Source organism: Sphingomonas arabinosi (assembly GCF_036663715.1).
Lineage (GTDB): Bacteria > Pseudomonadota > Alphaproteobacteria > Sphingomonadales > Sphingomonadaceae > Sphingomonas.
The window spans coordinates 225,232-241,232 of sequence record NZ_JAXOJN010000003.1; the positions used below are offsets into that span (position 1 = coordinate 225,232).

Here is a 16,001-nt window from a genome sequence, read left to right on the forward strand (position 1 = left end):
CAGGTGTTCATGCGTCTTCCCCTCATCCCCGTCCCCCTCATGCTGCATCGATCTCGCGATAGGCGGCGATCAGGCGATCCTCGCCCGCTCGCCCGGCGATCGAATTGCCGTGTTCCATGCCGATCACGCCCGAATAGCGTTTTGCCCGCAGCCACTTCACGATCGAGGCGTAGTTGATTTCGCCGGTCGATGGTTCGTTGCGGCCCGGATTGTCGCCGAACTGGATATAGCCGATCTCGTTCCAGCAGGTGTCGAGCGTCGGGATCAGGTTCCCCGACTGGATCTGCTCGTGATACAGATCGGCGAGCACCTTGACCGCCGGGCTGTTGGCACCGCGCGCGACCGCATAGCCTTGCGAGATCGTCTGCATATAGACGCCCGGATGGTTGGTCCGCGTGTTGAGCGGCTCCATCACCATCGCCGCCCCCGATGGCGCGACGATATCGCCGGCGCGGCGCATCACGTCGATCACGCGCGCGGTCTGGATATCCACCGGAACCTTCGGGTCCATGAACCCGGTGACGACGGTCATCCGCTTCGCATTCAGTCGCTTGGCGACCTCGAGCGAGGCGCGGATATCGGCGAGGAACGCCTCGCGCTCGGCGCCGTCGGTCGCGCCGAGCAAGGGCCGCGACTTCGACCATTTGGGCATGCTGGCGACGAACACGCCCATCGTCATACCGCGCTGCGCCAGCGCCTTTGCCATCTGCTCCTGCTCGGCCACCGACCGCGTCGCCGCCTCGTTGTCCTCCCAGGCGGTGAAGCCCTGATCGGCGGCGTAGGCGATCTGTTCGATCCGCCCGCCGCGGCTGGCGAAGCTGCCCTCGTGCGGCGCGTAGCCGAGCGAAAAGCGCGCGGCGTTCGAGCTGCGGCGTTGCCCCCCGGCCATGCCCGGCACCAGCGACGCGGCAGCGCCTGCCGCGAGCCCGGCCCCGAGCAGATTTCGGCGGGAGAGCGTCATGCGACCATTACCGTCATTTCGAGCCCTCGGCCTTGAGGTAGGCGATGATCGTCGCTCGCTTGGCGGCATCGGGCGTCGCGATCGGCATGCGCGTGCCCGGCACCTTCTTCTGCGGTGCGGCGAGATAGTCGTTGAGCGTCTTCTCGTCCCAGCGCAGCTTCGATGCCTTCATCGCGGGCGAGTAGTTGAAGCCGGGCGTCGCGGCGGCGGCACGGCCGACCACGCCGTACAGGTTGGGGCCGATGCCGTTCTTGCCGCCCTTCACGACGGTGTGGCACGCGCGGCACGCGGCGAAGGCCGGCGGTGCAGCCGCGGTGGATTGCGCGGTGGTCGGCGCTGAGACCGTGACTGCCGCAACTGCCGCGATACTTCCCGCGACCAGAGCCATGAGCAGCTTCATTCATTCTCTCCCGGATTTACTAAAGTCCATTTCTGGTCTGCGCCGGCGTTGGCGATCACCGCCTCGATGAAGCGCATCGTGCGCAGGCCATCGGTCACGCCCGGAAACCAGCGGCGCTCTCCGCCACTGCCGTCTTGATCACCGCGGATCGCCGAGGCGAACGCGCGGTAAAGATTGCCGAAAGCCTCGATATAGCCCTCGGGATGACCGGCAGGTGTACGCACCAGCGAGGCGGTCGCGTCGAGCATGCCGGGGCCACCGGTCCGCACGATCTCGGCGGGGCGGTCGAGCCAGCGGAGCGTCAGCGTGTTGGGTTCCATCTGCGACCAGTCCAAGCCGCCGCGTTCGCCGTGGATGCGCAGTCGCAGCCCGTTCTCCTCGCCTGCCGCGACCTGCGTCGCCTTGAGCACGCCGCGGGCACCGCCCTCGAACCGGAGCAGCGCGCTGACGTCGTCGTCGAGCCGACGACCGTCGACATGCGTCGTCAGGTCTGCGGAAACCGAGTGTACCGACAGGCCGGAGACATACTCGGCGAGCTGGAACGCATGCGTGCCGATGTCGCCGAGGCAGCCGCCGAGCCCGGCGCGGGCGGGATCGGTGCGCCACTCCGCCTGCTTGTTGCCGTCGGTGTCGATCGGTTGGCTGAGCCAGCCTTGCAGATATTCGACCTGGACCAGGCGGATCGTGCCGAAATCGCCGCGTTCGACGCGCGCGCGCGCCTCCTCGATCAGCGGATAGCCGCTATAGGTGAACGCCAGCGCGAACAGGCGGCCGCTGGCCTTGGCGGCGGCGGCGATCGCCTCGGCCTCGACGACGCTCATCGCCATCGGCTTTTCGCAGAACACGTGGAAGCCCGCGTCGAGCGCGGCGATCGCCATCGGGGCGTGGAGGTGGTTCGGCGTGACGACCGCGAGCGCGTCGATGCGCTGGTCTGCGGGTAGGTTTCGCTCGCTTGCGATCATCGCGTCGATCGACGGATAGACGCGCTGTGGGTCTAGTCCGAGCAGCGTGCCGGTGCGCGTGTTGCGGCCGGCGTCGGTGCTGAACGCGCCCGCGACGAGGTCCCAGTCGCCGTCGAGCGCGGCTGCCATCCGGTGTACCGCGCCGATAAAGGCCCCTTCCCCGCCGCCGACCATACCGAGACGGAGGCGGCTCATGCCTGCTCCTCCGACAGTCCGAGCAACTTGCGGATCGCGGTGCGGTCGATGCCGCTGGCGGCGAAGTCGTCGAATGGGCGTTCGGTCAGGCGGATCATGTGGTCGCGGATGAACGGTGCGCCTTCGCGCGCGCCGTCGTCGGATCGTTTCAGCGCGCACTCCCATTCGAGCACCGCCCAGCCGTCATAGCCATATTGCGCCATCTTGCTGAAGATCGCGGAGAAATCGACCTGCCCGTCGCCCAGCGAGCGGAACCGGCCGGCGCGATCGACCCAGTTTTCATAACCACCGTACACGCCGGTTCGGCCGGTCGGGTTGAACTCGGCATCCTTGACGTGGAAGCACGAGATCCGGTCGTGATAGCGGTCGATGAAGTCGAGATAATCGAGCTGCTGCAACACGAAATGCGACGGATCGAACAGCAGGCGTGCGCGCGGATGGTTGTCGACCGCCGCGAGGAAGCGTTCCCAGGTCGCGCCGTCATGGACGTCTTCGCCGGGATGGACTTCGAACGCGCAATCGACGCCGGATTCCTCGAACACGTCGAGGATCGGGGTCCAGCGGCGGGCGAGTTCGGCAAAGGCCTCCTCGATCAACCCGGCGGGGCGTTGCGGCCAGGGGTAGACGTACGGCCATGCCAGCGCCCCCGAAAAGGTAGCGTGCGCGGACAGACCGAGATTGGCGCTGGCGCGGGCGGCGAGCTTGACCTGCTCGACCGCCCAAAGCTGGCGCTCGGCGGGCTTGCCGTGGAGTTCGGTGGGCGCGAAGCCGTCGAACAGCGTGTCGTATGCCGGATGGACGGCGACGAGTTGGCCTTGCAGATGCGTCGACAGCTCGGTGACTTCGATGCCGTGTTTGGCCAGGCGGCCGCGAAGATCATCGCAATAGGTCTTGCTCTCGGCGGCGAGCTTCAGGTCGATCAACTGCGCGTTGCAGGGGATCTGGACGCCGACATAGCCGAGGCCAGCCGCCCATTCGGCCAGCGCGTCGAGCGTATCGAACGGAGCCTCGTCGCCGAGGAACTGGGCGAGGAATATCCCGGGGCCCTTCATGCCGGTCATGCTGCACTCTTTCTGGTGTCGTCGCGGAAGGTGAACTGGAACAGCAGCGCGATGACGGCCGCGGCGATCGCGGGATACCACCACATATGCTGCCAGTCGGCGATGGTCGGCGATGCGGGCAATTGCGCATACAGAAGCGCGCCGATCTGCGACCCGAGCAGCATGCCGACGCCGTAGGTGAACAGCGTCAGCATGCCCTGCGCCTGCGCGTTGACGCCCTTGGGCGTGGCGATCGTGCCGGTGTAGATCGCGCCGGCGACGAAGAAGAAATCATAGCACACGCCGTGCAGCGCGACGCCGAGATACACCGCCCAGATCGACGAACCGCCATCGCCGATCGCGAACAAGGCGTAGCGCAACGCCCATGCGGCCATGCCGACCAGCAGCAGCGGCTTCACACCGAACCGGCGATACAGCCACGGCATCGAGAACATGAACACGAGTTCGGACATCTGGCCGATCGCCAGCGTGCCGCCGACGTTGCTGATGCCGGTGGCGCCGACATAGGGCGAGGCATAGGCGTAATACATCGCCAACGGGATCGAGATCAGCGTCGCGCAGGTCATGAAGATCAGGAACGAGCGCTGACGAAGCAGACCGAACGCCTCGACGCAGAACACCTGGCGCAGGACGCTCTCGTCGCGCGGCGCGTCCGACGAAACATTCGGCAGCGTAAAACTGTAGAGCCCCAGCGCGATCGACACGACCGCAGCGACGCGGAAAATCTCGGGACTCGCCGACAACCCCGCCCAGCCGATGATCAGGCCGGCGGTAATCCAGCCGAGCGTGCCGAACGCGCGGACGAACGGGAATTTGTCGGTCCGCTCGCCAAAGCTCTTCAGCGCGATCGTGTTCGCGAGGCCGACCGTCGGCATGTAGAGGATCATGTAGCAGAGCAGCAGCCAGACGAAGGTCCGACCATTCTCCGGCGTCACCAGCGATGGCAGCACGAACAGCAGCACGCCGCCGACCAGGTGCAGGATCACCATCAGCATCCGCGGGCTGACGTACCGAGCTGCCGCCATGCCGAGCAGGAACGACCCGACGATTGACGCGATCGGGCCGACCGAGAAGGCGTTGCCGATCAGGCTGCCGATCCCGACGGTCTGCATGACGAGGCCGAGGGTTACGGTCCACGCGCCCCAGACGAAGAACTGCATGAACATCATCGCGCTCAGGCGGCCGGTCAAAAGACCACCCGACGGGGCTACGCCTGTTGAATATTGTGCAGTGTCTGCAACGGCCATTCGCCAACCTCTCCGATCGCAGATTTACTGCTTGTCTGACATGAAGCTACGGATCCGTGAAACGTATGTAAAGGATTACATCGGATATATATCGACACTGCCTCCGACCGGATACATGACGACGCCATGCCGACGATCATCGAAGTGGCCGCACTCGCGGGCGTCTCCACCGCCACCGTGTCGCGCGTGTTGAGCCGCCCCGAACAGGTGTCGGAGGAAACGCGCCTGCGCGTGCTCGCGGTCGTCCGGTCCTCCGGCTACACGCCCAACGTAGCCGCGCGCAGCCTGCGCACGTTGCGCGCCGCCAAGATCCTGCTGACCGTCCCCGACATCTCCAACGCGTTCTTCGCCAGCGTCATCCGCGGCGCCGAAGAGGCGGCGCGCGATGCCGGGTACTCGGTGGTGGTCGGTGACACGCGGCACGATCCTGAGGTCGAGGACCAATATGCCGACATGCTCTCGCGCCGCGAAGTCGACGGGCTGATCTTCCTCGGACACCGCCTGCCCGCCAACCTCGCTCCCCTGCTATCGCGCAAGGGGGCCTCGGCGCCAATCGTCAACGGCTGCGAATACAGTCCCGACCTGGGCGTCCCCAGCGTCCATATCGACAATGCCGCCGCCAGCGCCGACGCGATCGAGCATCTGATCGGCCTCGGCCACCGCGCGATCGGCGTCGTCACCGGTCCCGAGATCAGCCCGATCAGTCGCGACCGTCTCGCCGGGGCGATCGACGCCGCAACCCGCGCCGGCCTGCGCGAGAGCCTGCACATCCGCATCGGCGACTATTCCGCCGGCTCGGCCATCGACCATACCCGCGACCTGATCGCGCAGGACGTGACCGCGATCTTCTGCTTCAGCGACGAAATGGCGATGGGCGCGCTCAGCGCGATCGGCGACGCGGGGCTGTCATGCCCGAACGACGTCTCGGTCATCGGCTTCGACGACCTTCCGCTTGCGCGCTATTTCCAGCCGCCGCTGACGACGATCGCGCAGCCCAAGGCAATGATCGGCCGCCGCACCGTCGAGTTGCTCGTCGATATCCTCCGCGGGGTCGACAGCCCGTCGCGGCAGGTCACGCTGGATCACGAACTGATCGTCCGTGGCAGCACCGCCGCGCCCGTAACGCCCCGCCGCTGAGCTGACGCTACGAGCAAAGTCGGTCGCCATCCCTTCTCGGCCCGACTCCGACTTGCAGCAGGACTGCTGTCCTTATTGACAATCAAATTAGTTTAATAAAGTATCGGGGTGCAGCACGCGGTTCGCATAGAAACCCGGCGGCGGAGGAGGAGGATTGCCCCGTGACCGATACACCACGCCCTGCCCCGCCCCCATATCCGCGCCCCCGCGTCGCCCGCAGCCTATCGATCGCGCGGCGAACCACGGCAATCGCTGCGATCCTGATGCTGACGCCCCTCGGTGCGGTGAATGGCCAGCATTCCCCCGGATCGGACAAATCGCCGGTCGAGGAAGCCAACCCGCTGGTCGGCACCGCGCCGCTCGATCGCCCCGAACTGATCGGCAACGCGCCACCGCCGGGCGAGCCGGTCTATTCGGGGATCACCTCGCCCGGTGCGCGGCTGCCCAACAGTTCGGTCGAGGCGGCGCCGGTCAACGTCAACGTCGAGGCGACCTATCCGACCGGGGTCGCCACGCCCTATCATTATCCGAGCCCGACGATGATCGGCTTCACCGGCGGCGGCGGGCCGTCCTATGGCGCGCGGGCGCAACCGATCATCATGCCGGTGGTGGGCGACTGGACGGTGCCGCCGGCCTATACCCAGGCCTATTACGACAAGGCGAAGGAAGTCGCGCGGCCGGGCTATTATTCGGTCTATCTCGACACGTTTCGGACGCGCGCCGAACTGACCGCGACGCAGTGGACCAGCCTGATGCGGTTCACCTTTCCGGCCAGCCAGCGATCGCACCTGATCCTCAACCTGCCCGGCCGCGGCGGCGAGGTCGAGGTGGTCGGCAACGACCAGGTGCGCGGCATCGCGGCGGAACGGGGCGACGACGATGCGCGCGACGGCCGCTATTTCGTGGCCCAATTCTCCAAGCCGTTCAGCGGCTATGGCACCTTCCGCAAGTCGCCCGGCAATAGCCGCGGCTACGGCATCGGCGACAAGGACGTCGTCCCCGCATCGCGCAGGATCACCGGCAGCTTCGCCGGCACCTACCTGAACTTCACCACCCGGCAGGACGAGACGGTGCTGGTGAAGATCGCGCACGGCCAGAGCTTCGCCGACGCCGAACGACGCCTGCAACAGGAACAGCCGGGGTGGAATTTCGAGGGCGTCCGTCAGGCAGCGACGAACACGTGGGCGACGTTGCTGAACCGCGTCCGGGTGAAGGGCGGCACGGCCAAGCAGCGGATGCTGTTCTATTCGACGCTGTTCCAGTCCTTCGCCAGCCCACGTTTGCTGGCGCACAAGGGCGAGCGCTTCACCGACACCAACGGCAAGACCCGGACCGTGACCTATGATCGGTACGGGCCGGTGCCGTTCTGGGATACCGGGCGCAACCAGATCGTGCTGCTGGAGCTGATGGAGCCCGAGCTGGTCCAGAACGTGATGCGCTCCGAACTCGATATGGCGCGCGTGCGGGGGTACATGAACACCTCGTTCCACGGCGACAACGCGGTGTTCCTGTATCTCGGCGCATGGAAGCGCGGCATCGCGTTCGACTATGCCGCCGAGTACGAGTTCCTCCGCCGCAACGCGGTCGATCCGAAAGGCCCGCGCGGCTATCTGGCGGAATATCAGCGCAACGGCTGGATCGCGGACGAGATTCCACCGGGCAATCCCAGCCCGCCCTATGCGGGCGGCAAGGCCGGCGCGGCGACGACGCTGGAATATGCGTGGGACGACCATGCGATGGCAGACTTCGCCGAGCGGCTCGGCAAGACCGACGACGCAAAGCTGTTCCGCGCGCGCGCGTCCAACTGGCGCAACGTGTTCGATCCCTCGATCGGGTTCATCCGGGGCCGCACTGCCGATGGCAAATGGATCGCGCCGTTCGATCCGCAGGAGCCCTATTACAACTACATGATGAAAGAGGCATCGGGCTGGTCGACCTTGTGGCCCGTCCCGCACGACGTGCAGGGGCTCGCCACGGCGCTCGGCGGACGCGCGACGTTCAACGCCAAGCTCGATCGGTTCTTTACGACACCCTATACGCCAACCGGCATCTGCCGCGATTGCACGGGGTTGATCGGACAGTACGTGCAGGGCAACCAGCCCGACCAGCACGCGGCGTATCTCTATGCGTGGAGCGGCCAGCCGTGGAAGACGCAGGCGCTGACGCGGCGTATCCTCGACACGCTCTATGGCAGCGATGCGTCCGGCTATGGCTATCCCGGGATGGACGATCAGGGCGCGACGTCGTCCTGGTATGCGCTGAGCGCGATGGGCTTCTATCCGGTTGATCCGTCGAGCGACGTCTATGTGCTGGGCAGTCCGGTGTTCGACGAGGCGGCGATCCGGCTCGGCAACGGCCGGACGCTGGAGATCGTCGCGCGCGGCAATTCGCCGACCAATATCTACATCCAGTCGGCGACGCTGAACGGCAAGCCGTGGACGAAGCCCTGGTTCAGCCATGCCGACGTCAAGGATGGCGCCCGGCTGGAGCTGATCATGGGAGCCAGACCCAATCCGAATTGGGGGAGCGCCGTTGCGGATGCGCCCCCGTCCTTGTCCCCGCCCGCGTCATAGCGAGGGGAGTTCGTCGGCTCCCCCCCTTGCCGGCGAACGGTTCAGCGCCTCGGGAACGTCGTTCCCGAGGCGTCTTTTTGTCTATCGCCGCTTAGCTTCGAACGACGGCGGTTCGAACGACGGCGGGCGGTCCGCCTTGGCCGTGCCGAACGACGACGGCTTCGGTCCCATCGTGAACTCCAGTTCGCCACCGCGCGCGAGTTCGGCGTGCGCGATCCAGTTTCGCGTCCAGGGCTTGCCGTTCCAGCGGACCGACTGGACATAGGGGCTGGCCGGGGCATTGCCCTTGGCGACGACGCGTAAAGTTCGCCCCTCACCGAGATCGACCTGTGCCGCGTCGAACAGCGGCGAGCCGAAGACATAGACGCCGCTGACCGGATCGACCGGATAGAAGCCGAGCGCCGACAGGATGAACCACGCGCTCATCTGGCCGCAATCGTCGTTGCCGATGACGCCGTCGGGATCCGCCTTGTACATCTCGGTCAGCAGGCGACGCACCATCGCCTGCGTCTTCCACGGCGCGCCCGCATAGGCGTAGAGATAGGCGGCGTGCTGATCCGGCTCGTTGCCGTGCGCATACTGGCCGACCAGCCCGGTGATGTCGGGTGGCGCATTCTTGGGGAGCGTCGACGGCGCGGTGAACAGCGCGTCGAGCTTCTTCACGAACCCCGCATCGCCGCCGAACAGCGCGATCAGGCCATAGGCGTCGTGCTGGTTGAGGAATGTCGCCTGCCACCCGTTCGCCTCGGTATAGTCACGCTGCTTCTCGGGATTGTGACCGAGCTGGATCGGGTCGTAATCGACCCACCAGCTGCCATCGGCGAAGCGCGGCCGGGCAAATCCGATCTTGGGATCGATGACGTTGCGGTAGTTTAGGCTGCGCTTGCGCAGCACAGCGGCGTCGGCCTTGGCGCCTGCCGCCTCGGCGAGCACCGCCATCGCCCAGTCGTCATAGGCATATTCCTGCGTGCGGCTGACCGACTCCCACGTCTTGTCCGCAGGCACGAAGCCGAGGTCGTAATAGAAGCCGCGGCCGAGCGTGCTGTCGATGTCCGGAAAGGTGCGATCGAACGCGCGCCTGCGGATCTGCGGCCACGCGGCGGCGTAATCCGCCTCGATCCCCTTGGCGCAGGCTTCGGCGAGTACCGACACCGAGTGCCAGCCGATCATGCAGGCGGTCTCGACGCCCTGCAGCGGCCAGACCGGCGATCCGGTCGGGCTCTGCACGGTCTGGCGGACGAGATCGCGGGTGAACTGCGCCGCCTTGTCGGGCTGGACGAGCGTGAGCAGCGGATGCAGCGCACGATAGGTGTCCCACATCGAATAGGTGCTGAACGCGGGCTCGGCGGCGGTCGTCTGGTGCACCTTGCGGTCGAGCCCGACATAGCGGCCGTCGCGGTCGGTAAAGAGCGTCGGCGAGAGGAACGCGTGATACAGCGCGCTCGCCATGATCGTGCGCTGTTCGGGCGTACCGCCGTCGACGCGGACGCGGTCGAGTTCGGTCTGCCAGATACGCGCTGCCGAGCGCCGGACCGCATCGAACTGCCAGCCTGCCGCTTCCCCCTGGAGCGCGGCCTTGGCGCCGGCGACGTCGACCGCGGAGATGCCGGTCTTGATCAGGATCGGTGCGCCGCCCGCCTGATCGAAGAAGAACGCGACCTTCAGACGATTGCCGGTGACGCCCTTGGCACCCGCCGGTGCCGGCGTGTCGTCGTCGCCGAAGAACTGGACGCGGTCGGGCTTGCGAGACAGCTGCATCGCGAAATGGATGCGCCGTCCCTTCGCCCAGCGGTGAACGCGGCGGCTGCCGGTGAGCATGCCGTCGGGGGAGAGCGCCAGCGAGGCCTCGTCGATCAACGTGCCCTTGTCCCAGACGTCGAGGATCATGTGCGCGAAGTCGACCAGGATGTGGCCGGGCCCTTGCGGGAAGCTGTAGCGGTGGTGGCCGGTCCGCTCGGTCACGGTGAGTTCGGCGAGCACGCCGGATTCGAGCTTCACGCGGTAATAGCCGGGCTCGGCGAGTTCATCGGTGAAGCGCTGGCGATACCCGTCTTCGGGTTTGCCGAGCGCGCCGGGTTTTAGCTGCAACGGTCCGCGCGTCGGCACCACGAGGACGTCGAGCATGTCGCCGATCCCGGTGCCCGACAGATGCGTGTGGCTGAAACCCATGATCGAGCCGTCGTTCTGGTGATAGCCCGAACACGCATCCCAGCGGCTGTTGTCGGTATCGGGACCGAGCTGGACCATGCCGAACGGCAGCGACGGACCGGGATAGGTATGGCCGTGGCCGCCGGTGCCGACGAACAGATCGGGCTTGCCCGCGACCGGGCGCTGGCCCTGCGCCTGCGATGCGGCGGGCAGGACGCCCGCGAGGCCGGCGAGCCCGGTGGTGGCGAGCACCTGGCGGCGGTTGGCGGTGGTCATCGTCTGTCTCCCGGAGTCCGTGTCAGTAGCGGGGGGTCAGTAGCGGGCGGCGAGCAAGGCGGGCTTGCGGCGCTCGAGGTCGAGGATCAGCTCGCCGAAAAGGCCGTTGGCCCAGGCGAACCAGTGCCGCGTGAACTTGGCCGGATCGTCCTTGTGGAAGGATTCGTGCATGAAGCCGGTGCCGCCGTGCGTGGTCTTGAGCCACGTCAGGCACTGGCGGATCACGGCGTCGTCGTCGCTGTTCATCGCGTGCGTGACGATCGACATCGGCCAGATCATGTCGAGCCCGATATGCGGCCCGCCGATCCCGCGCGCGGCGGTGCCGGTGAAGAAATACGGGTTGCGGTCGCTCCAGGCGAGCGCGGCGGTGCGGCGGAACAGCGGGTCGGTGCGGTCTGCGGCGCCGAGCAGCGGCAGGCCCGACAGGCTCGGCACGTTGGCGTCGTCCATGAAGATCGCGTTGCCGAAGCCGTCGACCTCATACGCCCAGACCTCGCCGCCCTGCCCGTCCGGCATCCGGCCATGTTTGCGTAGTGCCGTCTCGACCTCGGTCGCCAGCGCCTCGCTGTCGGTCGCGCCCGCCGTATCGCCGCGCGCCTCGCGCTGGACCGTCGCCAGCATCCGCAGCGCCGACACCGCGAACAGGTTCGACGGGATCAGGAACGGATAGAGGCACGCATCGTCCGACGGGCGGAACATCGAATGGATCAGGCCGACCTTCCGGGTCGGGGCGCCGTAGCCTTCGAACATCAGCGTCTCGGTCGGCGAGACGTTCAGGCGCTGGAAATGATACGGGCCCTTGCCGTCCTTGCGCTGCTGTTCGCGGAAGGTGGCGACCGCGCGGCGCATCGCCTTGGCCCAGAGATCGTCGAACGGCGTCTTGTCGCGCGTCGCGGTCCAATAGCCGTGCGCGAGCCGCATCGGATAGCAGAGCGAGTCGATCTCCCACTTCCGCTCGGCGACGCCCGGCTTCATCTCGGTCTGGTCGGTCCGCGCGCCGAGGTTCGACTTGGCGGTCGGATCCTCCATGAACGCATTGGCGTAGGGGTCGATCAGGATGCACCGCGCCTGCCGTGCGATCAGCCCCGTGAAGACGCGGCGCAAGCCGGCATCCTGCGGCGCGAGGTGCACATAGGTCTGCATCTGCGCCGAACTGTCGCGCAGCCACAGCGCCTCGATATCGCCGGTGATGACGAACGCATCGGGTTTGCCCCCGGGTTTGCCATCGCCCGTGCCGACCTTGACCGTGGTGTCGAGCGTGTTGGGGTAGCAATTCTCGAACAGCCAGGCGAGTTCGGGGTCGGCGATCTTGGCCTTCACGCGCGCGATCTCGGCCTCGACCGCGGGGCTGACGAAGCGGCGTTGCGCGCGTGGCGGTCGCTTGGTCACGAGGGGCGCGGCGGCGGCAGAGGCGCGCGGGAGGCTGGCGGTGACGGCCAGCGCGGCGGCCCCCGCCATGACGTCGCGACGACGAAAGCGCATTCCAGTCTCCATGGTCAACGTCCCGCCACCGGGGCGCTCATCGAGAACGGCGCATCCGCCTTTGCCGCACCCCAGGCGGTGTTCGGCGTCGGCCCCATCACGAACCGCAGCGTGCCGCCCTGCTGCAACGCCGCGCGGGTCAGCCAGGGCTTGTCGTGCGGGGTTCCGTTGAAGCTCGCCGACTGGATATAGACGTTGCCGGGGCCGTTGTTCGCCGCCTCGATCGTCAGAATCTTGCCGCCGGGCATCGTCAGCTTCACGGTCTGGAACAGCGGGCTGCCGATCGCATATTGCCCGACCGCAGGCGTCACCGGATAGAAACCCAGCGCCGAGAACACATACCACGCCGAGGTTTGGCCGTTATCCTCGTCGCCGGGATAGCCGTCGGGCGCGGGCGAGTAGAGCTTCTTCATCACGTCGCGGACGTGATATTGCGTCTTCCACGGTGCGCCCGCCCAGTCGTAGAGATAGGTCATGTGCTGGATCGGCTGGTTGCCGTGCGCATATTGCCCCATGTCGACGATCTGCATCTCGCGGATCTCGTGGATGGTCTGCCCGTAATAGCTGTCGTCGAAGATCGGCGGCGTGGTGAAGATCGAATCGAGCCGCTTCACGAACGCCTCGCGCCCACCCATCAGGTCGGCGAGACCCTGCACGTCCTGCATCACCGACCAGCTGTAATGCAGCGCATTGCCCTCGGTGAAGGCGTCGCCCCATTTGTACGGGTTGAACGGCGTCGACCAACTGCCGTCCTTGTTGCGACCGCGCATCCAGCCACTCTGGGTGTCGTAGAGCTTGCGGTAATTCTGCGCGCGCGTGGCGTAGAGCTTAGCATCCTCGGTCTTGCCGAGTGCCGCCGCGAGCCGCGAGATCGAGAAATCGGCGGTGGCGTATTCGAGCGAGCGCGCGGCATTCTCGTTGATGCCGACGTCATAGGGCACGTAGCCGAGGCGGTTGTAATATTCGACGCCCTCGCGCCCGACCGCGCCGACGACCTTGCCCTTCTTGTCGACCGGTCGCCCTTGCGAGGTCGTCGCGTTCTTGACCATAGCCTCATACAGCGTCTCGACGTCGAACCCGCGTACGCCGTTCAGATACGCGTCGGCGATCAGGTTCGCCGAGTTCGATCCGATCATCACGTCGCGGTGGCCGGGGCTCGCCCATTCGGGCAGCCAGCCGGACTCCTTGTAGGTGTTGACCAGCCCCTGCATGATCTCGCTGTCGCGCTCGGGATACATCAGCGCGAAGAACGGGAAGACCGCGCGCCACGTGTCCCAGAAACCGTTGTCGGTATAGAGAAAGCCCGGGTGCACCTTGCCGTCATACGGGCTGTAATGGACGGTCTGGCCCTTGCCATCGACCTCGTGAAACATGCGCGGGAATTGCAGCATGCGGTACAGCGCCGAATAGAAGATGCGGCGGTTGTCGAGATTGGGATCGGTGACCTGGACACGATCGAACTCGCGCTGCCAGATCGCCTTGGCTTTCGTCTTGGTCTGCTCGAACCCGTCGCCGCCGATCTCGCCGCGCAAGTTTCGCTCGGCCTGTTCGAGGCTGATGAACGACGACGCCACCTTGACGCCGACCTGCTCGCCCTTGCGCGTCTTGAAGCTGACGACCGCGCCGACATGATCGCCCTGGCGCGTCGGCGTCGCGGTGACCTGCCCCTCGCCGTCCCAGGTCTGGCTGACGGTGAAGTCGTGATCGAATTCGGCGACGAAATAATTGTGGAAATTGTCGGGCACGCCGCCGTGATTATTGCGGACATAGCCGGTGATGCGGCGCTTGGCCTTGTCGATCGAGACCATCGAGCCGCCGGCATAGCCGTCGAGGATGATGTGCGCGTCGTTGCTCTGCGGGAAGGTGAAGCGGAACTGCGCGGCGCGGTTGGTCGGCGCGACCTCCGCCGTCACGTCGTAATCGGCAAGGTAGACCTTGTAGCTGTACGGCCGGCTGTCCTCCGCCTTGTGGCTGTACCAGGACGCGCGTTCGTCCTCCTTCACCTTCAGCGCGCCGGTCGTCGCCATCAGCGAGAACGCGGCATAATCGTTCATCCACGGACTGGGCTGGTGGGTCTGCTTGATGCCGTTGATCTTGTTCGCGTCGTAGGTGTAGCCCCAGCCGCTGTTGGTCTTGCCGGTGACCGGCGTCCAGAAGTTCATGCCCCACGGCACCGCCACCGCGGGATAGGTGTTGCCATAGGACAAGGTGTAGTCGGAATCGGTGCCCATCAGCGGGTTGACCAGATCGACCGAGGGCTGGTCCTGCGGCTGCATCACTCCGGTGGCTGAAGCGGCCGCCGCGCTGGCCTTGGTCTGCGCCAGTATCGGCGCGGGCGCGACGAGGGCGAGCGACGCGATCGTCGCTACCGTGCCGCGCAAATTGGCGATCACCCTGTTTCTCACATCGCTCTCCCTGAAGATTGTGTCGGCTTCTGCATGCCGATCGGTCGCGGCTTGACGCCCGCATTGGTCATCACCACCGGCTCGATCCGACCATCGGCGGCAAAGACCATCCTGTCGATCGCGATCTGCCGGTGTTCGCCGCGATCGGTGTCGAGCGGACGGCGGTGATAGGCGATGTACCAGTCGTCGGTGCCGGGCACGTTGACGACCGAATGATGCCCGGCGCCGCGCGCGATGCGAAGGTCCTGCGACAGGATCTTGCCGCGCGGCGTGAACGGTCCGGTCGGTCCCGGCCCGGTCGCATAGGCGACGCTATAGTCCGGGCCGGTCCAGCCGCCCTCCGACCACATCAGGTAATAGACGCCCTTGCGCTCGATCATGAACGAGCCCTCGACATAGCCGGGCGGCGTCACTTCCTTGTATTTCGAACCGTCCGCGAACGGCAGGATGCGTTTCAGGTCCGCGCTGAGGCGGACGACGTTGCAATGCTTCCAGCCGCCGTAAAACAGATAGACCTGGCCGTCCCGGTCGCGAAACGCGAACGGGTCGATCGGTTGCGCACCGTTGTGGAAGGCACCGACCAGCGGCTTGCCGATCGCATCCTTGAACGGACCGCCGGGCCGATCGCTGACCGCGAGGCCGATCCCGCCAAGCTCCGCATTGCTCTGGATGTCGTTGGCGCTGAAGAACATGTAATAGCGGCCATTCGCCTGGATTACCGACGGCGCCCAGATCGCATAGGCCGCCCACCCTGCGTTCCGCACGTCGAACACGTGGTCGTGCTTGGTCCAGTGCACCAGATCGGGCGACGAGAACGCATTGAAGAAGGTCTGCATCCCGTAGGACGGGCGCACCGTCTTGCGCTGCCGGGCGAGCTTTTGCGCGGCCGAGAAGCGGCTGGTGACGTCGGGCTTGCCGTAGTGATCCGAATAGGTCGGATAGATCCAGTAGCGCCCGGCGAACACGCGGATTTCGGGATCGGCATACCAGCCGGGAACGATCGGGTTCGACGCGCTGGCCAGACCGCACATCAGCAGCGCGGACACGATCAGCGCGATCCGAACCCCGCGCCGCCCGCGCGTTTCACCCACGCCCTTCGACGTGGCGCCGCGAGAAAAGGGAGGGTAGCGCCGCGAAGGCGCCACCCGAGACAA

General features: G+C 66.3%; 11 protein-coding genes. 2 read left to right on the forward strand and 9 right to left on the reverse strand.

Features of this window, described 5'->3' with window-relative positions; translation table 11 throughout:
• Nucleotides 1-37 precede the first annotated feature (37 nt).
• From U1708_RS06695 to U1708_RS06715, 5 genes are read right to left on the reverse strand one after another with little or no spacing between them, the layout of a single operon-like run.
• Entirely contained in the window at nucleotides 38-961 is a 924-nt protein-coding gene (locus U1708_RS06695; protein WP_332743995.1) for a hydroxypyruvate isomerase family protein, read from the reverse strand.
• A gap of 13 nt (nucleotides 962-974) precedes the next feature.
• Complete coding sequence (locus tag U1708_RS06700; protein ID WP_248520848.1) at nucleotides 975-1,361, reverse strand: c-type cytochrome; 387 nt, start codon at nucleotides 1,359-1,361, stop codon at nucleotides 975-977.
• Nucleotides 1,358-2,518: a Gfo/Idh/MocA family protein gene (locus tag U1708_RS06705; RefSeq protein WP_332743997.1), complete on the reverse strand. Its 1,161-nt coding sequence runs from the start codon at nucleotides 2,516-2,518 to the stop codon at nucleotides 1,358-1,360. Before U1708_RS06705 ends, U1708_RS06700 begins: the two co-directional genes overlap by 4 nt.
• Entirely contained in the window at nucleotides 2,515-3,579 is a 1,065-nt protein-coding gene (locus tag U1708_RS06710) for a sugar phosphate isomerase/epimerase family protein (protein ID WP_332743998.1), read from the reverse strand. The genes U1708_RS06705 and U1708_RS06710 overlap by 4 nt, the downstream gene beginning before the upstream one ends.
• Nucleotides 3,576-4,826 carry an MFS transporter gene (locus U1708_RS06715; RefSeq protein ID WP_332744000.1) on the reverse strand — a complete coding sequence of 417 codons (1,251 nt, stop codon included), beginning with the start codon at nucleotides 4,824-4,826 and terminating at the stop codon, nucleotides 3,576-3,578. Before U1708_RS06715 ends, U1708_RS06710 begins: the two co-directional genes overlap by 4 nt.
• A gap of 126 nt (nucleotides 4,827-4,952) precedes the next feature.
• On the opposite strand from U1708_RS06715, the gene U1708_RS06720 reads away from it, so the two are divergent.
• Both U1708_RS06720 and U1708_RS06725 read left to right on the forward strand, forming a co-directional pair.
• On the forward strand, nucleotides 4,953-5,963 hold the full coding sequence (locus U1708_RS06720) for a LacI family DNA-binding transcriptional regulator (RefSeq protein ID WP_332744002.1): 1,011 nt from the start codon (nucleotides 4,953-4,955) through the stop codon (nucleotides 5,961-5,963).
• Between the two features lie 161 nt (nucleotides 5,964-6,124).
• Nucleotides 6,125-8,536 (forward strand): GH92 family glycosyl hydrolase, encoded by a 2,412-nt coding sequence (locus U1708_RS06725; RefSeq protein ID WP_332744004.1) that lies wholly within the window; start codon nucleotides 6,125-6,127, stop codon nucleotides 8,534-8,536.
• A gap of 81 nt (nucleotides 8,537-8,617) precedes the next feature.
• Here U1708_RS06725 and U1708_RS06730 read toward each other — a convergent pair whose 3' ends face one another.
• From U1708_RS06730 to U1708_RS06745, 4 genes are all read right to left on the reverse strand, one after another.
• A complete protein-coding gene (locus tag U1708_RS06730) occupies nucleotides 8,618-10,960 on the reverse strand; it encodes a GH92 family glycosyl hydrolase (RefSeq protein ID WP_332744006.1) in 2,343 nt (780 codons plus the stop codon).
• Nucleotides 10,961-10,996: 36 nt separating this feature from the next.
• Nucleotides 10,997-12,442 carry a glycoside hydrolase family 125 protein gene (locus U1708_RS06735; RefSeq protein ID WP_332744008.1) on the reverse strand — a complete coding sequence of 482 codons (1,446 nt, stop codon included), beginning with the start codon at nucleotides 12,440-12,442 and terminating at the stop codon, nucleotides 10,997-10,999.
• 14 nt (nucleotides 12,443-12,456) lie between these two features.
• Nucleotides 12,457-14,718, reverse strand: a complete 2,262-nt coding sequence (locus U1708_RS06740) for a GH92 family glycosyl hydrolase (protein ID WP_443030005.1) — start codon at nucleotides 14,716-14,718, stop codon at nucleotides 12,457-12,459.
• Nucleotides 14,719-14,843: 125 nt separating this feature from the next.
• Nucleotides 14,844-15,938, reverse strand: a complete 1,095-nt coding sequence (locus U1708_RS06745) for a glycoside hydrolase family 43 protein (protein WP_332744011.1) — start codon at nucleotides 15,936-15,938, stop codon at nucleotides 14,844-14,846.
• Nucleotides 15,939-16,001: the final 63 nt, after the last annotated feature.